Genomic DNA, 20,658 nt, shown 5'->3' with positions numbered 1-20,658 from the left:
ACTAACGCCCGGGAGCCCCCGCCGATGGCCTGCTCGACGGGGGCTCCCCATGCGCGCCCGAATTAACTCGGAAATCCTCAGAAATCTACTTTTCGGTGTGCTGGTGGTGTCGGTGTCTACGACAGGTTGTGCCAGGGGTGGCTGCAACTTCCCCGACACTCTGCTTCTCTTCGTCGGGAGTCAGCCACGGTGAACGTGGACAAGAGAACACGAAAAGACTTCACGTACTCTGCGGGGGGAAGATTTATAATCTTCCCCATTTGTTCGATAATCGGTTCGCGGACGATCAGTACAGCCGGAGTCATGGTTGGCTTGACGCCTGATCGCAGAAGCCCCTCACGTGCGTCGCTCGCTGTCGCATGTGCCTGCATGGCGTAGCGAACAACCTCGTGCAGTGCTGCCTTCTGATCAACTTGTTCCAGTGAAGAGAACCAGGCGACAGCGTCCTCCGGACTCCGGAGCCCTTGGGCGGCTTCGTTGATGATTCGCTCTGATGCTTGCAAAGTGCTCACCTGCTCCGGGGCTCAAATACGACGTAGGGCTTATTTTTGTCCAGCTCTGCATAGTCTGGGCGGTTCGGATTGTAGCTTTGCCAGAAGTCTCTCCCGCGTCCGCTCCCCTCGCCATCTCCCGTTCCTCTCGGCAGTGAATTCTTGACACTGTGACGGTTCCTGGACGGGCCAGACAGGATGTAATCCCAGTCCGATGCCGGGTTGGGTGTTCCGTTTGCGCGACTGCCGACCACAACGATTGGCTGCCCGGCTTTGTCGGCGGCATTCTGAATTCGCTTGGCGTTATTCGGATTGATGCCGGCTTCCGCTGCCGTTCGAAGGCCAGGTCCGCACCACCCATTGGAGTTGTGAACCAGAACTGGCGTCTCGCCTGCCAGCACATAGTACGTGTGCAGGCCCTCGATGGTGAGGTTGTAGGTGCGCTGGTGGTCCCGGTACTGACGGGTGGCGGCCACGGTGACGGTGCGGCCGTCGTCCGTGCGCAGGGTCGTGCCGGGCTTGAGGTCTCTGGCCTCGATCCAGTCCTTCTGGTCGACGGACCAGAAGGGATGCTCATAGGTGGCGGTGAGCTTCTCTGGGCCGTCGGGGGTGGCGATGGTCAGTTCGGTGAACTGCTTGTCGTCGTCGGTGACGATGGTCGCGGTGACTTCGCGTTCGCTGGTCTCCCCGGTTTCCGGGTCAGTGGCCAGAACCTTGTCGCCGAGTTCGACGTCCTCAATGTTCTTGGTCGAGCCGTCGGCCATGAGGACGTCGGTGCCGGCCAGGAAGCACTTGCAGCCGGATGGAATCCCCTTCCTCGCCTTACCTGCTGCTTCCTCCCCCTTCTCTGCCTTCTTGAGGCCCTTGAGCGCACCCTTAAACGGCTTGAGGGCCTTGCCCCATGGAATGAGATCCATGCCGGTCTCGGCGCATTCCACTGTGACGCCGGGGTGCGTACCGCAGGTCTTCCACGAGTTGAGGTCGGGAAGCATGAACTTCGGCACGTCTTTTGCGCCGCCGCTGGAGAAGAAGTTATTCAGCAGGCGAGGGATGCCATGGTTCAGGGAGCCAAGTGCATCGTCGATTCCGAATCCGGCCTGAGACACATGGCCGCCACCACCGCCGGTGTACAGGGCGTTGCTCGTGGATCCGCTGCCGCCCCAGTAGCCGCCGCCGATGTTCCTACTGCCGCCTCCGCCACCACCGAAGCTTCTGCTGGCGTTGCTGTCCGAGTTGAGATAGGAGACAACCTTGTTGGCTGCCCTCTTAAGTGACCTACCGAGACCGCCGATGATGTTGGAGATCGAGAACTGGCCCGTCGCGTCGGAGTACACCAGCGGGCTGTTGTTGCCGTAGGCGTAGCCGTTCATCTGCTGCGGGTCCGTCAGGTCCATGATCGGGTCGACGGAGATGAAGCGGCCGGTGGTGGGGTCGTATTCGCGGGCGCCGAGGTGGATCAGGCCGGTGGAGGCCGTGTCGTCGGTGCCGCCGACGAACGTCTTCGTGCCGGGCCAGGCCTTGGGCTGCTCGCCACGCGGTCCGCCGAAGGGCAGAGTGCGGCGCTGGTTGAGCTTCAGGTCCGCGCCCGCGATGGAGAGCTGGCCGGTGCCCTGGTGGTCGGCGGTGGTGAAGGTGACCGTGCCGTCGTCAGCGGTGACGGCCTCGTGTCCGCCGCCCAGGGGGGTGTAGCGGGTGGCTTTGGCCTTGGAGGCGCCCTTGGGGAGGGTGACTTCGGTGTGGCCGAGGTAGAGGGTGGTCCCCGTCGGGGTGCGGGCGATCAGGCGGTTGCCGTCGGTGTCGTAGAGGTACTCCGTGGTCTTGGCCTTGCGGTTCCCACTGGCATCCGGTTCGGTGACCTTGGCCAGGTGGCCCTCGGCGTCCCAGGTCAGCTTCTGCGTGTCGCCGCGCAGGGTGCGGGTGGTGGTGTTGCCGGTCGCGTCGTAGCCGTAGGAGTCCTTGGTGGCGGTCCCGCCGGGCTGCTGAGTGGTGACCGAGGTCAGGGTGTGCGGCTGCGGGGCACCGGGCTTGGGGTAGTCGTAGCTGCGCTTGGCGTCCTTGGCCTTGTCGCCGGTGGCGCCGCTGGTGTCGTGCAGGGTTTCGGTGAGGCGGTTGCCTGCCTTGTCGTAGGTGTAGGAGTGCCAGTACGGAGCCGGGCCGCCGATCTTGTCACCGGCCGGGGCGGCGCCGCAGGTCTTGTCGCCCTGGGTCCACGCCTCCGTGAGGCGACGCAGGTAGTCGTAGTTGAAGCACTGGGTGTCGGTACCGGTGCGCGAGACGTCCGAGACGGACAGGACGTTGCCCGCGTCGTCGTAGCGGTAGGTGTCGTGCTGGTCGACGCCCGGCTGGTCCTCGCGGTCGACGCGGGAGGTGGCCAGGCGCTGGGTGCCCCACTCGTAGGTGTTGGTGGCCCAGATCTTCTTGCCGCCGGAGGTGCCCAGCGTGTACTGGAGCGGCTTGCCCGTCAGGGAGTAGCTGGTGTCGGCCTTGAGGCCGTCGCCCAGGACGGACAGGGGGCGCAGGGTCTCCTTGTCGTAGGTGGTGTTGTAGCTGCCGCCGGGCAGGGAGCCGGCCTTGGAGTAGCTGATGCCTCCGACGAGTCCCGAGGTCAGGTACTGGGTGCCGGTCTGGTAGGTGCCGGCCAGCGCGCCTTCCTTCTCGGGGATCACCACGGCGGACTTCATCGGCCGGTAGAGGGAGTCGAGCATGGTGACCTTGGACGTGTACGCGGCCCCGTCCACGTAACGCGTGGACTCGGCCAGCTGGCCCTTGGCCCCGTCGATGGTGTCGTAGACCCACTTCGCGCGCAGCTCACCGGTGGGGCTACCCTCACGCAGCTCGGTCGCACGGCCGAGGTTGTCGTAGACGTGAGCCAGGACGGTCTCGCGTGCGTCCTCGGTCTTGGTGACCTGGCCGCGGTCGTCGTACGTGGTGGTCGTCTTGCCCTTGTCCGGGTCGTCGGTGCTTGTCAGACGGCCCATCTGGTCGTAGCCGTAAGACCACGTGTTGCCAGCCGGGTCCGTCACCTTCGTCAGCTCGCCACGCGGAGCGTACGTGTACTTCGTGGTGTCGAACTCTGCGTCGGCGCTGCGCTTGTGGTGCTGGTGCAGCTCTGTGGTCCGGCCGCGCGCGTCGATGAGGGTGGTGGCGGCCGTGTCGCCTTCGGGCGGGATGACCGTGGTGCGGTCGCCGCCGTAGATGGTCTTGGTGGTGGCCAGGACCTTGCCGCCGTCACCGTTGCCAGCGATCTGACGCAGCTCGACCGGACGGCCCAGGCCGTCGTAGGTGGTGCGGGTCTGCGACTCGACGCTCAGGGCGTTGTCCGGCTTGAACAGGTCGCGGTTCGGGTTGCCCTCGGTGTAATAGGGGGCGAACGTCTTGGCGGCCAGGCCGCGTTCGTCGTAGAAGGTGTCGGAGAGGATGCGGCCGCCGTCCGGGCCGACCGCCTGGGTCTGGCGCTCACGCAGGAACCCGTCGTAGATCGTGTACGAGGGGATCTGGCCGCCGTTGTTGTTCAGGGTCTGGGTGCGGACCGCGACCGGCTTGCCTTCGTCGACGAAGTACGTGAACTCGTGGCTCGGGGTCTGGCTGGTGCGGCGGTCGGGCAGCCACACCTTGGACGAGCGGCCGAGCGCGTCGTAGCTCAGCTCGGTGCGCTTGCCGTTGGTGTCCACCGTGGCAGTCGGCTGACCGCGCAGCGGCTCCAGTTCCGTGACCGAAGTCTGCGCCGAGTCCGGATCGGCGGCCTTCGCCGGCGGCGTCGTCTCGGTGATTTTGGCCGCGAAGCCGGTGGCCGGGCTGTAGCTGGTCGTGACGGTGCGGCCGTCCTTGCGCACGCTGCGGACGGGGTCGCCGCTGCCGGTGACCGTGACGTCGGCGGTCAGGTCGGTGGCCGTCAGCTGGCGGCCGTAGTCGTCGAAGGTCGCGCCGGACTCCAGATAGGTGGCCTTGGAACCGTCGTGCTTCTTCAGCGTGGCGGTCGCCGTGGCATCGCCCTTGGTAGGGGCCTCACCATAGGCACCGCCGTCGTAGGCGGTCCGTACATCGGAGACCACGTCCTTGGCGCGATCCGGTTTGTCGGCGCACGCGCCTGTGACCGTCTCCACACGGGACGGCAGCATCAGGATGTTCTTGTCGGCGTTAGTGGCGTACGTGGTGCGGGTGCACTGGTTGTCCGAGGCCGTGGTGCTGTCACCGCGGTCGTCGACCTCCACGGGGCGGCCCGCGACGGTGTCGTACTCCGTCGCTACCGAGGTGGTGCGCCAGTCCTTGCCCGCGCCGTCGTCCAGCGACGTCCAGGTCTTGCTGTGGGAGACACCGGTGAGGTTGGCGGTCACCGTGCCCCAGTCGCGCACCTTCTTCGCCGTCTGATGGTGCCAGGGGCGGTTCACGGTCTTGGACAGCACCTTGCCGCCCGGGCCGGAGTAGGCGACGGTCTTGTACTCGACGCCGGCGGCCGACTCGTGGTCCGTGATCGGGTCGCCCTCGTCGTTGCCGAGCCCGACGTCGACGGACTTGGTGCCGCCGGAGGGTTCCTTGCGGTCGCCGTCCATGCCGCGCAGGAAGTAGGAGTCCTGCTGCGTCTTCAGTGCGTCGCCGCCGCCCTGGCCGCCCGTCTTCACGCGGACGTGTCCGTAGCCGCGCCACTGGGACCAGGTCTTGAACTTCTTCTTCGTCAGACCGTCGTCATCGTCGTAGTGCCAGGCCGCGTCGCCCAGGTAGTCGTACGTCGTGACGGCGTCGGGAGCGCCGCCGGTGCGGTCGGTGGTGGTCGTGGAGGTGACCACGTACTTGTTGAACCACTGCTTCTCGGGGTCGTCCCCCGAGTCTCCGCCGATGTACTGGGGGAAGCAGCGGGTGGTGTTGGACTGCGGGGTGGGCAGGGCGTCCCACTTGCACGCCGGGGCCGAGTAGTTCACGTCGACCTGACCGCCGGACTCGTCGGCGATGGTGGACAGACGGTCCTTGATGAACGGGGCGTATCCGTCGCCGATCTTGTCCAGGCGGTTTTCGAGCTGGGTGTAGGAGAACGTGGTCCGCGGCAGCGTCACCGCGGGCTCGGCGGTGTGGCCGGTGCGCTCGACCGAACCGAGCAGCAGCTGGTAGTCGACGTCCGCCTTGCCCCAGCGGTGGCGCAGCTTCCAGGAGTCGACCTTGCTGTACGTGTCGCCCTTGAGGACCTGGGTCGTCACGCCCGTCAGGCGCTTACGGGTGAAGAAGGACGGGGACAGGCGGCCCTTGTCGCACTTGCTGCCCGCCTTGCAGTTCAGGTCCCACGGCGTGTCGTACCAGTAGAAGGCGTCCTTCTCGATGTCCTTGCAGTCCGTCTTGCTGTCGACGATGCACCGCTCCGACGTGGTGAAGTCGACCTTGGCCAGCGGCTTGCCGCCGTACATGGAGGAGGACTTCAGGCCGTACTCGATGCGCTCCAGGGAGCCACCGCGCGTGTAGGGAGTGTCGTCCGTGGCCTTGAGGTTGCGGCCGTAGGAATTCTTCTCCTCGTCGTAGTAGTAGGCGATGGCGTTGCCGCGCGGATCGACGACGTAGTCGAGGTTCCAGCGCCAGGCCTGCTGGCACCAGGACTCGGCGAAGGAGTCCTTGTGGCAGGGCTCGCCGCTGTCGTTGCCGAAGACCGGCACCGTCCACGCGGAATTGGTGGCAGCCTTGCCGTCCTTCCAGCCGGGCAGACGGTTGTAGCCGAAGTAGTACCGCACGCCCTCGGGGTCGGTCAGGCGCCAGTACTCGCCGTCGTTGTCACCGTTGCCGCGGTTGGTCGACGCGAGCTTCTTGATGCGGCTGCCGTCGTCCTGCTGGAACTTGAACTCGTCGTCCCCGGCCGGGACGAGCTCGCCGCCCTTGCCGTTGAAGGTGATGAACGCGTTGTCGTAGTCCCAGCACTGGTCGCCGGGCTTGTTGCCGTCCGCGTTCTTCTGCCCGTCATCGGCGCACCCCTTGTAGCGGCGCTCGATGTAGCCGGGCCACAGGTCGAAGCCGTCACCGACCCAGGAAGACTGGTTGTTCGTGTTGCCGGTGCGTCCGTCCATCGAGCCCGAGGAGTACGACAGGCCCACGTTCGGCTTCAGATCACCCGGTACCTCCGGTACCGGCATGTCGTACGACCAGGAGAAGTCACCGGTGCGCAGGTCCGTGTCCCACTTCGCCGACGGGGACAGCGAGGTCGCCTTGTAGTCGCTGTTCTTCCCGCCTTCCTCAGCGACCGCTGCCAGCACGGTCGGGCCGGAGGCGCGCAGGGTGACCGCGCTCGCGGTCAGGGTCTGCTTCTCGGTGTCGTTGACCGTGCGGACCGGCTTGCCGGTACGGCACTTGTCCTTCGAGGGCGCGTCGAGGGCGCAGCCGGGCAGCTCGACCAGGGTGAGGCGGGAGGCATAGCCGCCGCCGAAGGCCTCGGCGAAGCTGGAGTAGTCGACCTTCGTCTGGACCGTACCGGCCTTGTCGGCCTTGCGGTCTCCGGATTCGAGGGTGAACAGCAGGCCCTTCACGCCTGCTCGTTCGGCTGCCTTGCGGCTCAGTACGCGGGCCTCGACGTCGCCGCGTGCGGCGGGACCGGGCTTGGTCGCGCTGCGGCTGGCGGAACGGGTGGCAACGGCCTTCGGGGCGCCGACGGACAGGGGCAGCCCCTTGGCCCGCTTGGGTGCGGCAGCGGTCTTCGGCGCGGCATCCGGGACGGTCACCACGGCGGAGCCGGGGCGCGGCCAAGCGGCCTTGGGCTTCCGCGAGGGTGTCGTAGGAGCGTGGTCCGTCTTGCGCGGCTCGGTCTTGGCGCCGTCGCGGCCCGCGACGGGCTTCTCCGCGGAGGGAAGCCCGGGACGTCCGCCGCTGTCTGCGGTCGCCGTGGAAGTGGTGGCTGCTTGCAGCAGCGTGCCCACCATCACAGCGGACACCGCCACTGCCACTCTTCGCCGTAGCCCCTTGTGGCCACGGCGTGGTCTGGATATGCCGTTCATTGAATGATTCAGATCCCTTGTATACCGCCGGTAGAGCGGCATGCCTGACTGCCCGCCGCATGCGGGCAGGGTCGGTGACGTTGAAGAGGAACAGAAATGAAGTACGGGTGGTGGGCCCCGGCACACGGGGCCCACCGTGCGAGCGGTCAGCTCAGTCGTCCGTGGGGACCTCGGTCGGAACGTCCATCGTTCGGCTCTCCATCCGCTGAATCTGGGCGTCGGACAGAGCACCCTGGAAGACCCACACGTCATCGACGGTCCCGGGGAAGTACTCCCCCGATGCGCCGTCGGTCTTGGTGCGGCCGACCTGGAGCGACTTGGTCGCCTTGAAGGCCAGCGTGTCCTCGGACCAGGAGACGAGGTCCTGGCAGCCGGACTCGTCAGCCTCGCCGTCACCGTCGGCATCGCCGCATGCGACTTCCTGCAGCGCTCCGTTCACATACAGGCGGGCTTCCTTGGAGAACCCGTCGTAGACGACCGCCAGGTGATTCCAGAGGCGTGCATCGGTGAACTCGGTGTGGACGATGCTTTTGACCGAGGCGTTGGAGTCGTCCTTGTCCGGGATGGCCAGCTCCCAGCGTCCCAGGCCCCCCGGATCCTTCTTGTCGGGCACGAAGCGCACGGTGAACGCGCTCTGCCGGTTGCCCTCCGCGCTGACCAGCGCGACCTGGCGCTTGGGAAGCGCGGCCGCCCTGGCCCAGGCGGTCACGGTGTAGCTGGTGCTGGTCCCCACCGGTGCGCCGCTGGTCGCGGCGTAGCCGTTGGTGCCGTTCAGGTCCAGGCCGTGATCGTCGACCATTCCCTCGCCGGCCTTGGCGCCGCCGTGCAGGTTCAGCGGCCGGTCCTCGTCGGAGGAGTCCGGTGTGGTGGCCGAGCTCGCGCCGGTCACTGTTTCAAAGTTCCAGCGGCCCTTGACCAGCGGGCGCTGCTTGAACATCTGCCGCACTTCCTCGGCGGAGACGGGCCGGTCCAGCAGACGCACGTCGTCGATGGTGCCCGGGAAGTGGTTCTTGACCTGCCCGTCGTAGGAACCGGCGCCGATGTACATGGACTGGTCGGCGTAGAACGCTCCGGCCAGCTTGGTGGAGCCGGCCTCGGATCCGTTCACGTACAGCGTCAAGGTGTCGGCGACCATGTCGTGCACGCCCACCAGGTGGGCCCATTCACCGACGTAGGCCTGGTCGTCGTCGGCCTGCATGGCCCGGATGGGCTTGGCGTCAGCGGCGTCGGAGGAGTACTGGTTGACCGCCCACCGGTTGTAGGCGGAGGAGTAGTACAGCTCGAAACCGGGCGCCTTCTTTCCTGCCTGCGCGGTGATGATCGCTGCCCCGTCCGGCTTCTTGCTGAGCTTGGCCCAGGCCGAGACGGTGAAGCTGCGCGAGGTGTTCACGTGCGGGCCGCTGTTCTTGCCGATCCGGGCGTAGCCGTCGCTGCCGTTGAACTTGGCCGCCTTGCCCGTCACGCCCTTCACGCCGGTGGTGACGCCGCCCTGGTACGTGGCCGGAAGCACGCCGCCGTAGCCGGTGATCTCCTTCGCGTCCGCCTTCTCGTCCAGATCGAAGACGGCGACCGCGGGACGGCCGGGGTCACCGGCGCTCTCGTGCACGCGCAGCTTGTCGACCTCGTCCTGGGCGAGCGGCTTGTCGAACAGCTGCACCTCGTCGATCGCACCGGGGAAGAAGGCCGACGACGTACCGCTGTAGGAAGCGGCGCCCAGCTGGAAACCGCGGCGCGCCTCCCACGGATCGGCGTAGGCGGTCTGGCCGACCAGCTTGCCGTCCACGTACAGCTCCAGGACGTCACGCGCCGAGTCGTAGGAGCCCACCAGGTGCGTCCACTTGTCCACGCTGACGCCGCCGGGCTTGTCCGCCATGACCCGGGCGATGCCCGCGTCAGGGGTGTCGGTCTTGTACTGGTTGAACGCCCACCGGTCGTACTTCTGCGTGTAGTACAGCTCGAAGCCCGGGCTGTGGTTGCCCGGCTGGGTGGCGATCACCGCAGCGCCCTCGGGCATCTTCGACAACTTGGCCCAGGCCGAGACTGCGAAGCCGCGGCTGGTGTCCACGACAGGTAGGTCACTGGCGGCGTAGCCGTCGGTGCCGTTGAAGGACGCAGCCGAGCCGCGTGCACCGGCGGTCCCGGGCGTGACGCCGCCGTGCAGCTGCACGGTGCGCGGGGGCGTCGATCCCTTGGCCTCACTTGCGCCCTTGTCCTCGTCCAGCTGCCAGGACGCACGGTCGGGCTGGCCTGCCTTGACCCGGAACTCGTACGTATGGATCTCGCTGCCGTTGCCGGCCGCGTCGAAGGACTGCGCGGTGATGAAGTTCGGACCCGCCTCGGCAGGCAGCGCCGACAGCGTTTTGGCCGCACCGCCCGTTGTGGTGATCTTGTTCTTCGAGCTGGGGTTGACATTGATGCCGTACCGGTAGGACGTCACGTCCTTCTCGGCGGCGTTCAGCTCGAACTTCCCGTACTTGCCCACCCCGTCGTACCACGGGTCCTCCGGGTCTTCCGAGTCGGAGGCCGGGTAGTCGCCCGAGGTGATCGAAGGCCCCTTGGGGACCTTGGTGTCGTGGATGAAGTAGCAGGCGGTCGGGTCTCCCGCGTAGGACCATGGCGAGTACTGAGCCCCGTCGTAGACCCGTGCGTACCAGTTGATCTGCTTGTTCTCGGGAATCGAACCGGGCAGGCTGACGGAGAAGCCGGAACCGGACTTCTTGAAGGTGGTGCGGTCAGGCTTCCAGCTGCCGGTCTTGCCGTTGCCGGCATCCCACTTGGCCTGGAACTGCACCGAGACCTTGTCCCCGTCGGGGTCCTTCACGTTCTTGGCCCGGATCTTCCCGAGCGTCCTCACTCGCGGTGCGCTGCCCGGCTTCGCGCAGACGCCTCCGTACTCCATGCGCAGCTGCGACATCTTCAGCTGCGACGGAGGGCGGTTGTACTTCACCCGCAGGAACGCCTTGTCCGAGAACCGCTTCCAGCCGTACGCGTCGGACTCGCTGCCGGCCCGCAGACCGAACGTCATCGTCGACGCCTTGTCGTCGGCCGCGGACTGCAGGGCCGACTTCACCGAGAACTCCGCGTCCTTGGCCGCACAGCCTTCAAATCCGTAGGCGAAGGACTTCGAGGACAGCTCCTTCTTCCAGAACCCTGAAGCGTTCTGGGAGTTCCACGTCGTGGACGAAGAGATGTCCTTGGTCTGCCACAGCTCCACCGAGCGGTCCGAGCAGGAAGCCGACCAGGTGTTCTTCACCACGAACTCTGCCGAGAGGATCGACTTGCCCGCGAACCTCGACACCGGGATGCGGTAGAAGAGCCGCTTGGTGTCATGAGGCTTGCAGTAGTACCAGTTGCAGTACCCCATGCCTGCGTTGTTCTCGCCGTTGAACTTCCACTGCGGCGAGTCCGCCCAGTACTTCGACGCCATCGTCCACGCCGTCGCCTGTGGCGAGTGCCACTGCGGGTCGATGAACACCGGATAGGTCGTGTCCTTGCCCTTCAGTACGTCCGCATCCGGAGTCAGCACCAGCTCCTTGCCGCTCTCGGGGACCTCTACGCCCACCGGCGCGAGCTTGCCGGACTCCGCGGCCGTGGGCTCCGAGCTCTGCTGCTGGGCGGCACTGCGCAGTGCCTTGGCCCGCGCCCCGGTGGTCTTCTGCTTGGCCGGGGCGTCGCCCTGGCTCGAGTCCCACATCATCGGACGCGGGGCCTCGAACACCGCTCCCTGCGCGCCCTCGTCCGACGCCTCGAGCCCGCCCTCGGCGGTCTCCTTCACGTCCATGCCGTCGGCCGCGAGCTTCAGACGCACCGCGGCGAGTTCCGGGCCGGCGGCCGCCTTGGCGGACTTCACGACGAGGAGCTGGGTGAAACCGTCCTCCTGCGCGCCCATCCGCAGATCTACGTCCGGCAGCACGTTCTCGTACGTGGCAGTGCTGCCGTCGAGCGTGGGCTCGGGCAGCTTCCCTGGCCAGGAAAGGGCGAGCTCGCGGCCGGCCTTCGTCATCCGTACCAGCGGTTCGTCCCCGCCGCCGGAGAACTCCAGCCCTACCGTGGTCACCTTCGGTGCCACCGAGCCGTCCGCAGCCTTCACCAGGCCGGTATCGACAGGCTTCCAACCGCCGTCCACCCGGGCCCGTACGGGACGCACATACTCCCGAGCTTCCAGATTCCCGTCGGCCGTGGCGAAGACATCGCTCGACTCGCCGCGCATGGAGGTCACTTCGACCGGCTTGCCGGTGCGCTTTGCCTCGTCCTGAGCGGCTTCTGTCGTCGCCGCCCCGTCAGGTGTTGCTGTACGCGTGGTTCTTGTCGCCGTCTCACCTGGCGCAGCCGGATCCGCTTGCGCGACCGGTGCGGCACCCGCCAACAGGGCTCCGGTCAAGAGCCCTGTCAGCGTCCCTGTAACTCCGCGCGAGCGCGCGCGTCTCCACATACTGAACCCGTTTCAGACACAAAGATGAAGATTCCCTTAATGGGTAATCAGGCGACGACCCTATGCAGCGAAGGCCCACAGTTTGGCTGGGTTGTACGGGCATTAGGGGTTTATCGGGCGGCCTTGATGTGGCATTGATCATGGTTGCCCCCCATGTGGAGGGAGCTTGATAACGTTCGCAAAACGCAAGAATGCTGAATAATGCCCACGCTATGAGCGGTGTGCTCTCCTGGCTTGGACCGGGTCACGGACCTGGGGTCACTGGTAGTCGCTGCAGTCCGTCCGGGTGGCGCGGGGTGGCAAGTGCCCCGGAAGGTCCCAGTGCAGAGATGCCCCCCGAGTCGGTGCCGCTCGTCGTAGCAGGATTTCGCGCCACCCCGTAACGTGGCAGGGCATGAAGATCCCCGTCACTGCCGCACGTTGTCGCGAACTGCTGTCACGGTGTCGACCGAACACTCCTGACCTGCGACGGGACGGCGTGTCATGAAGATCCTCATCAGCGCCGACATGGAGGGCGCCACAGGTGTGACCTGGCCGGCTGACGTGCTGCCGGGTACGCCGCAGTGGGAGCGGTGCCGGTCGATGTTCACCTCGGACGTGAACGCGGCGGTGCTCGGCTTCTTCGACGGTGGCGCCGACGAGGTGCTCGTCAACGAGGCGCACTGGACCATGCGCAACCTCCTGCTCGAAGAGCTGGACGAGCGCGCGCAGATGCTCACCGGCCGCCATAAGGCGCTCTCCATGGTCGAGGGCGTGCAGCACGGCGGCAGCCAGGCCGTCGACGGCATCGCCTTCATCGGCTATCACGCGGGCGCCGGGATGGAGGGCGTCCTCGCGCACACCTATCTCGCCAACCAGATCACCGGTGTGTGGATCAACGGCGTCCGCGCCAGCGAGGGCCTGCTGAACGCGCACGTGGTGGCCGAGTTCGGCGTCCCCGTGGTGCTCGTCACCGGCGACGACCTGGCCTGTGAGGACGCCCTCGGCTATGCGCCCGGCGCGCTGAAGGTCGCCGTCAAGGACCACGTGTCGCGGTACGCGGCGGTGTGCCGCACCCCCGCCCGCACGGCCGCCGACATCCGCGCCGCCGCGAAGGAGGCGGCGGCGCTCGCCGTGCGGCACGAGCCGGTGGCGGGCGGCCCGTTCACCGTGGAGGTCGAGTTCGACGCCGAGCACCTGTCGATGGCCGCGACGGTGGTTCCCGGGGTCCGGCGCGTGGCGGAGCGGAAGGTCGCGTACACGAGCGAGACCATGTACGAAGGCATTCGCACGTTCAAGGCGGTCACCACGATCGCCTCCGCCGCGGTGGAGGAGCAGTATGGCTGAGCAGGTGGACTCATCGGCACTGGACGAGGTCGTCCGGTTCACCTCCGACCTCATCCGCATCGACACCACCAACAGCGGGGACGGCGAGTGCCGCGAGCGCCCCGCCGCGGAGTACGCCGCGGCGCTGCTCGCCGAGACCGGCCTGGAGCCCACGCTCCTGGAGCGCACCCCCGGCCGGACGAACGTGGTCGCCCGCATCGAGGGCACGGACCCGGGCGCCGACGCCCTGCTGGTCCACGGCCACCTCGACGTCGTGCCCGCCGAGGCCGCCGACTGGAGCGTGCCCCCGTTCTCCGGCGAGATCCGCGACGGCGTCGTGTGGGGCCGGGGCGCCATCGACATGAAGAACATGGACGCGATGATCCTGGCCGTGGTGCGCGGCTGGGCGCGCGCCGGAGTGCGGCCCCGGCGCGACATCGTGATCGCGTTCACCGCCGACGAGGAGGCCAGCGCCCGCGACGGCTCCGGCTTCCTCGCCGACGAGCACCCCGGGCTCTTCGAGGGCTGCACCGAGGGGATCAGCGAGTCCGGCGCGTTCACCTTCCACGACGGGCGGGGCAATCAGCTGTATCCGATCGCCGCGGGGGAGCGCGGGACCGGCTGGCTCAAGCTCACCGCGCGCGGCACCGCGGGCCACGGCTCCAAGGTCAACAAGGAGAACGCGGTCAGCAGGCTCGCCGCCGCCATCCACCGCATCGGGGAGTACCGCTGGCCGGTGCGGCTGACCCCCACCGTGCGGGCGGCCCTGGTGGAGCTGGCCGGGATCTACGGCCTGGAGGCCGACCCGGACGCCCCCGGCTTCGACGTCGACGCCTTCATGGAGAAGCTCGGCCCGACCGCGGCCCTGGTCGAGCCCACGGTCCGCAACAGCGCCAACCCCACGATGCTCCGCTCCGGTTACAAGGTGAACGTGGTCCCGGGCGAGGCGACCGCCTATGTGGACGGCAGATTCGTGCCCGGCGGCGAGGAAGAGTTCCGCACCACCCTTGACCGGCTCACGGGACCGGACGTCGACTGGGAGTTCCACCACCGGGAGGTGGCGCTGCAGGCGCCGGTGGACACGCCCACGTTCGCCAAGATGCGCGCGGCCGTGGCCGAGTTCGCCCCCGAGGGCCGCGTCATGCCGTACTGCATGTCGGGCGGCACGGACGCCAAGCAGTTCTCGCGGCTCGGCATCCGGGGCTACGGCTTCTCGCCCCTGCGGACGCCGGAAGGCTTCGACTACCAGGCGCTCTTCCACGGAGTGGACGAACGGGTGCCGGTCGAGGCACTGCACTTCGGCACGCGGGTACTGGACCGGTATCTGCGGACGGCCTGACCGGCCGACGGGCCGCTCGGCGGGCCGACGGGCCGATGGACCACGTGACGGACCAATGGGGGAACGGACTATGGGGGAGATGATCGACATGGCGCAGACCAAGCCGTACGGCTCGTGGCGGTCCCCGATCGACGCCGGGCTCGCCGCGGCGCACGACGGCCGCCCCGCCTTCGCGGGCTTCGTCGGCGGCGAGGCGTGGTGGACCGAGCCGCGCCCGCTGGAGGGCGGTCGGCGCGCGCTGCTGCGCCGCCGCCCCGACGGCCACGAGGAGTCGGTGCTGCCCGCCCCGTGGAACGTCCGCAGCCGGGTCATGGAGTACGGCGGCCTGCCCTGGACCGGCGTCGAGCGCCCCGGGGGCCCGCGCGGCCCGCTCCTCGTGTTCGCGCACTTCGCCGACCAGCGCCTGTACGCCTACGAGCCGGACGCCCCCGGCGCGGAACCAAGACCCCTGACCCCGGTGTCGGACGTGGGCGGCGGGCTGCGCTGGGCGGACCCGCGGATCCACCTGGAGCGGGGCGAGGTGTGGTGCGTCCTGGAGGAGTTCACCGGCGAGGGGCAGACCGACGTGCGGCGCGTGCTCGCCGCCGTGCCCCTGGACGGCTCGGCCGCGGGGGACCGGGCCGCGGTGCGGGAGCTGTCCGACGGACGCCACCGGTTCGTCACCGGGCCGCGCCTGGCACCGGACGGCGCGCACGTCGCCTGGCTCGCCTGGGACCACCCGCGGATGCCCTGGGACGGCACGGAGCTGATGGTCGCCGAGGTCGGCGCGGACGGCACCTTCGCCGCCGCGCGCCGGTTCGCGGGCGGGCCGCGGGAGTCGATCGCGCAGGCCGAGTGGGCGCCGGACGGACGGCTGCTGTTCGCGAGCGACCGCACGGGCTGGTGGAACCTGTACCGCGCTCCGCTCGACGGCGCCCCCGTCGCGCTGTGCCCGCGCGAGGAGGAGTTCGGCGGGCCGCTGTGGCAGCTCGGCCTCAGCTGGTTCGCGCCGCTGGACAGCGGTCTGATCGCGGTCGTGCACGGCACCGGAGCGACCGCCCTCGGCGTGCTCGACCCGGAGACCGGCGAGGTCGTCGACGCGGCCGGGCCCTGGACGGAGTGGTCGGCCTCCGTCGCCGTCAGCGGCACCCGCGTCATCGGCGTCGCCGCGAGCCCGCGCAGCGCGTACGAGGTGGTGGAGCTGGACAACCGCACCGGCCGCGCCCGCGTCATCGGCGCGCCGCACGACGACCCGGTGGACCCCACGTACTACCCCGAGCCGCAGATCCGCACCTTCCTCGGGCCCGACGGCCGGGAGATCCACGCGCACGTGTACCCGCCGCACCACCCGGGTCACCTCGCGCCCGACGACGAGCTGCCGCCGTACGTGGTGTGGGCGCACGGGGGGCCCACCTCGCGCGCGCCGCTCGTCCTCGACCTGGTGATCGCCTACTTCACCTCGCGCGGCATCGGCGTCGCCGAGGTCAACTACGGCGGTTCCACGGGCTACGGCCGGGAGTACCGCAACCGCCTGCGCGAGCAGTGGGGCGTCGTCGACGTCGAGGACTGCGCCGCCGTCGCGCTCGCGCTCGCCGAGGAGGGCACCGCCGACCGCGCGCGCCTCGCGATCCGCGGCGGCAGCGCGGGCGGCTGGACCACGGCGAGCTCCCTGACGACGACGGACGTGTACGCCTGCGGCACGATCATCTACCCCGTCCTCGACCTCACCTCCTGGAGCGACGGGGAGACCCACGACTTCGAGTCGCGCTATCTGGACACGCTCATCGGCCCGCCCGACGAGGTGCCCGGCCGGTACGAGGAGCGCTCGCCCACGCGCCACGCCGACCGGATCACCGCGCCGTTCCTGCTGCTCCAGGGCCTGGACGACGTGATCTGTCCGCCCGCGCAGTGCGAGCGGTTCCTGGCGCGGATGGAGGGGCGCGGGGTGCCGCACGCGTACCTCGCCTTCGAGGGCGAGGGGCACGGCTTCCGGCGGGCCGACACCATGGTCCGGGCCCTGGAGGCCGAGCTGTCGCTGTACGCGCAGGTGTTCCGGATCGACCCGGCGGGCGGTCTGCCGCCGCTGGAGCTGTCCAAGTGAGCGCGGCGGTCGAGCCGTTGACGCGGCCCGCACGGCTCGCCCCCGGCGCCCGGGTCGCGGTCGTCGCGCCCAGCGGGCCCGTCCCCGAGGACCGGCTCGCGGCGGGCCTGGACGTCCTGCGCGGCTGGGACCTGGAGCCCGTGGCCGCCCCCCACGCCCGGGACACGCACCCGCGGTTCGACTACCTCGCGGGCACGGACGAGGACCGCGCGCGGGACCTCCAGAGCGCCTGGTGCGACCCGTCGGTGGCGGCGGTGCTCTGCGCCCGCGGCGGGTACGGGGCGGCGCGGATGGTCGACCTCCTCGACTGGGACGCGATGCGGGCGGCCGGGCCCAAGGTGTTCCTCGGGTTCAGCGACATCACCACGCTGCACGAGGCGTTCGCGAGCCGTCTGGGGCTCGTGACGCTGCACGGCCCGATGGTGGCGGCCGCCGACTTCCTGAAGAACGCGCGGGCGCAGGAGCACCTGCGGGCCACGCTGTTCGACCCGGAGTCCGTGCGGGAGATCGCCTCCGCGGGCCGGCCGCTGGTGGGCGGGCGGGCCCGGGGGGTGACGCTCGGCGGCTGTCTGTCGCTGCTCGCGGCGGACGTGGGCACGGCGGGGGCCCGGACCGGAGCGCGCGGCGGGCTGCTGTTCCTCGAGGACATCGGCGAGGAGGCGTACCGCATCGACCGCTATCTGACGCAGCTGACGCGGGCGGGCTGGCTCGACGGCGTCGCCGGGGTGGCGCTCGGGTCGTGGGTGGACTGCGAGCCGTACGAGCGGCTGCGGCCGCTGCTCGCCGAGCGCCTGGAGGGACTGGGGGTGCCGGTCGTGGAGGAGTTCGGGTTCGGGCACTGTGACGGGGCGCTGACGGTGCCGTTCGGGATACCGGGGCACCTGGACGCGGACGCGGGGACGCTGACGCTGGACATACCCGCGCTCGTCTAGGGCGCGTGTGCTGTCGCGTGTGGCGTACGGCCCGTCCGCTGAATCTCCGTCAAGAATCCAGTGCCACGGGCGTTGCCCCCGCATGACGCGTGCCTCAGCAGGAGCGCGGACCGGTGCCTGCCGGGCGGTGGTCGCCACGCCCACACCGTGGAGGCCCTCTTGTTCCGTCTGTTTCCTCAGCTCCGCCCTGCCGTGCCGCCGTTCCGCACGGCCCCGCCGCGTCCCGGCGCCGCCTCCGCCTCCGCCGGGGGCGGCCGGGCGAGAGCGAGGACGCCGCTCGCGCTGCTCTCCGCCGCCGCGCTCGCCGCGCCCCTGCTCGTCGCCGCGCCCGCGTCCGGCGCGGGGGAGCGGGGCGGCCGGTTCACCGTCACACCGCTCACGTTCACGGTGCGGGCGGGGGAGCGGCGCTGCACCGTCGACGCCGATCTGTACCGCCCGCGGGGGGTGGACCGGGCGCATCCCGCGCCCGCCGTGCTCGCCACCCACGGCTTCGGCGGCAGCAAGGCCGACGGCGCCACGGCCGCCATCGGCAGGACCATGGCCGAGCGCGGATACGTCGGCCTCGTCTACTCCGGGCTCGGCTTCGGCAAGTCCGGCTGTCTGATCTCGCTCGACGACCCCGGGATCGACGGCCGGGCCGCCTCGGGACTCGTGGACTTCCTCGCCGGTGAGCGGGCCGCCGACGACGGCACCCGGGCCGACTACGTCGTCGCGGACGCCCCGGGCGACCCGCGCGTCGGCATGGTCGGCGCGTCGTACGGCGGCGCGATCCAGCTCGCCACGGCGGCCGACGACCACCGCGTGGACGCGTTGGTCCCGCTCATCACCTGGCACGACCTCGGCTACTCCCTCAACCCGAACAACGCCGTCGAGGGGACGGCCGCGGGCCGCGAGGTGCCCGGTGCCGTCAAGTGGCAGTGGATGAACGGCTTCTACCTCATGGGCGAGGGCCAGCCCCTCGCCGCGCCGAACCTCGACCCGTCCCGGATCAACTCCCTGGACTGTCTGCACTTCGTCACCCGGGCCTGCGAGCTCATCCGCACGCTCAACTCCGGCCGCTACCCGGAAGGCAGGACGCGGCGGCTCCTGGCGTACGCCCGCAGCGTGTCACCGGCGTCGTATCTGCACCGGGTCGAGGCACCGACGCTGCTCGTGCAGGGCCAGGCCGACACGCTGTTCAACCTGAACGAGGCGGAGGCGACGTACCGCGCGCTCAAGGAGCGCGGCACCACGGCGAAGATGATCTGGCAGTCCTGGGGGCACAGCGGCGGCATGGGCGGCCCCGCCCCGGGCGAGCTCGACCTGGGCAAGGGCGACCTGGAGTCGACGTACGTCGGCCGTCGCGTCCTGGCGTGGTTCGACCGCTATCTGCGCCACGACGAGAGCGCCGACACCGGGCCCGACTTCGCCTACTACCGCGACTGGATCAAGGACCCGGGCCGCACCTACGCCACCGCGTCGCACGTCCCCGCACCCGGGCGGGAGCTGTACCTCTCCGGTGACGGCAGGCTCGTCGGCGACCGCGCGCGGGTGACGCCCGGCAGCCGGACGTACCGCAACCGGCCGCTGCCCACGAGCCACTCGGAGAGCTCGGCCGCCAGGATGGCGGGCCTGCCCGACCCGGCGCCGTACGACACCAAGGGCACCTACCTCGCCTGGACCACCGGGCCCCTGCGGCGGTCCGTCGACGTGGTGGGGGCGCCCGAGGCGACGCTGAGGGTGGAGTCGCCCCGCGCCGAGCGGGCGCAGGGCTCCGCCGACGCCGCCGACAAGCTGGTGCTGTTCGCGAAGCTGTACGACGTGGCGCCGGACGGCACGCAGACGCTGGTGCACCGCCTGGTGGCGCCGGTGCGGGTGCCGGACGTGCGGGAGACGTTCACGGTCCGGCTGCCGGGCATCGTGCACCGGTACGAGCGGGGGCACCGGCTGCGGTTCGTGATCGCGGCCAGCGACGGGGCGTACGGCGGGAACCGCGGGGTGAAGCCGGTGACGGTGACCAGCGCGCCCGGCGACACCGGAGTGCTGCGGCTGCCCGTGGTGTAAGGCGCGTCCTGCGGGCCGGGCAGGCCCTTGGGCCCGTCCGCTCCTTGCGCCGCGCCGACCGTCGGACACGCCCCGGGCGCCGTCACTCGTTCGGCCCACGGACCCACCCGCCCGCGTCACCCGCCGTGCGCCCGCCGCCGCCGCTGCCCATCCTGACGGGACGGGCAGCGGCCGGCGCTGCGACGGATTACGGAAGGGTCCCGCCATGAGCAGTTCCACGGGCGGCTCCAAGAGTCCCTCGAAGGGCGGCGTGGCCGGGCTGATGACGCCCGGCAGGATCACCGTCGCCGTCATCGCCCTGCTCACCCTCGTCTTCATCTTCGAGAACACCCGCAGCACCAAGATCCGGCTGCTGATCCCCGAAGTGACCATGCCGCTGTGGATGGCGCTGTTCGGCACGGCGGTGATCGGCGCCGTGTGCGGGGCCTACTTCGTCCGCCGCCGCAAGTGAGCGGGCCGTCCCGGTAACGTGGGACGGATGCGCCAGCCGAGCCCCCGCCACCTCGCCGAAGGCCCCCGCACGGGCATACGCCCCTTCACCCCCGCGGACGGGGCCGAGTTCACGGCACGGGCGCGGGAGAGCCAGGAGCTGCACCGGCCCTGGCTGTTCCCGCCCACCACCGAGGAGACCTACGCGGCGTACGCGCGCACGCTCGTCGAGGACCCGGCCAGGGCCGGGTTCCTCGTCTGCGAGCGGGAGTCGGGCGCGATCGCCGGGTTCATCAACATCAACAACATCGTCCGGGGCGGCTTCGGCTGCGGGGCGCTCGGCTACGGCGTGTTCGCGCACGCCGCCGGGCGCGGCCTGATGCGGGAGGCGCTCGGGCTCGTCGTGGACCGCGCGTTCGGCGAGCTGCGCCTGCACCGACTGGAGATCAACGTGCAGCCGGGCAACGCCGCGTCGATCGCGCTCGCCCGCAGGCTGGGCTTCCGTCTGGAGGGCTTCTCGCCGGACTTCCTGTTCATCGACGGGGCCTGGCGCGACCACCAGCGGTGGGCCCTGACCGCCGAGATGCGGGCCGTGTCGCCCGGCGGCCGGGCGGCCGCCACCGGGCCCCGCGAGGAGTGACGGCG

The 20,658-nt window shown here is 69.7% G+C and carries 10 protein-coding genes; 7 read left to right on the top strand and 3 right to left on the bottom strand.

The window, feature by feature from the left end:
• Nucleotides 1-116: 116 nt before the first annotated feature.
• The 3 genes from AC5WAM_RS09220 to AC5WAM_RS09210 form a co-directional block, all read right to left on the bottom strand.
• Nucleotides 117-512 (bottom strand): DUF5958 family protein, encoded by a 396-nt coding sequence (locus AC5WAM_RS09220; protein WP_495522259.1) that lies wholly within the window; start codon nt 510-512, stop codon nt 117-119.
• On the bottom strand, nt 509-7,378 hold the full coding sequence (locus tag AC5WAM_RS09215; RefSeq protein WP_495523543.1) for a polymorphic toxin-type HINT domain-containing protein: 6,870 nt from the start codon (nt 7,376-7,378) through the stop codon (nt 509-511). The genes AC5WAM_RS09220 and AC5WAM_RS09215 overlap by 4 nt, the downstream gene beginning before the upstream one ends.
• Nucleotides 7,379-7,604: 226 nt before the next feature.
• Complete coding sequence (locus AC5WAM_RS09210; RefSeq protein WP_495522258.1) at nt 7,605-11,663, bottom strand: LamG-like jellyroll fold domain-containing protein; 4,059 nt, start codon at nt 11,661-11,663, stop codon at nt 7,605-7,607.
• Nucleotides 11,664-12,368: 705 nt separating this feature from the next.
• Between AC5WAM_RS09210 and AC5WAM_RS09205 the strand changes: the two genes are divergently transcribed.
• The 7 genes from AC5WAM_RS09205 (at nt 12,369) to AC5WAM_RS09175 (ending at nt 20,653) form a co-directional block, all read left to right on the top strand.
• Nucleotides 12,369-13,211, top strand: coding sequence for a M55 family metallopeptidase (locus tag AC5WAM_RS09205; RefSeq protein ID WP_172382651.1), 843 nt, complete (start codon nt 12,369-12,371; stop codon nt 13,209-13,211).
• The gene (locus AC5WAM_RS09200) at nt 13,204-14,529 is read left to right on the top strand and encodes a M20/M25/M40 family metallo-hydrolase (protein ID WP_172382652.1); all 1,326 of its coding nucleotides are present in this window, start codon (nt 13,204-13,206) and stop codon (nt 14,527-14,529) included. Before AC5WAM_RS09205 ends, AC5WAM_RS09200 begins: the two co-directional genes overlap by 8 nt.
• 79 nt (nt 14,530-14,608) lie before the next feature.
• A complete protein-coding gene (locus tag AC5WAM_RS09195; protein WP_495523542.1) occupies nt 14,609-16,609 on the top strand; it encodes a dipeptidyl-peptidase 5 in 2,001 nt (666 codons plus the stop codon).
• Nucleotides 16,606-17,541, top strand: coding sequence for a S66 peptidase family protein (locus tag AC5WAM_RS09190; protein ID WP_495522257.1), 936 nt, complete (start codon nt 16,606-16,608; stop codon nt 17,539-17,541). The genes AC5WAM_RS09195 and AC5WAM_RS09190 overlap by 4 nt, the downstream gene beginning before the upstream one ends.
• Before the next feature lie 282 nt (nt 17,542-17,823).
• Nucleotides 17,824-19,584 carry a CocE/NonD family hydrolase gene (locus AC5WAM_RS09185; RefSeq protein WP_495523541.1) on the top strand — a complete coding sequence of 587 codons (1,761 nt, stop codon included), beginning with the start codon at nt 17,824-17,826 and terminating at the stop codon, nt 19,582-19,584.
• Nucleotides 19,585-19,789: 205 nt separating this feature from the next.
• Entirely contained in the window at nt 19,790-20,035 is a 246-nt protein-coding gene (locus AC5WAM_RS09180; protein WP_138962587.1) for a LapA family protein, read from the top strand.
• A gap of 27 nt (nt 20,036-20,062) precedes the next feature.
• Nucleotides 20,063-20,653: a GNAT family N-acetyltransferase gene (locus AC5WAM_RS09175; RefSeq protein ID WP_366793148.1), complete on the top strand. Its 591-nt coding sequence runs from the start codon at nt 20,063-20,065 to the stop codon at nt 20,651-20,653.
• Nucleotides 20,654-20,658 lie beyond the last annotated feature (5 nt).

The sequence above is a fragment of the Streptomyces sp. JLYT201 genome (genome assembly GCF_059448825.1).
The sequence above is the reverse complement of the archived record's forward strand: the minus strand, read 5'-3'. Positions and strand labels throughout refer to the sequence as shown.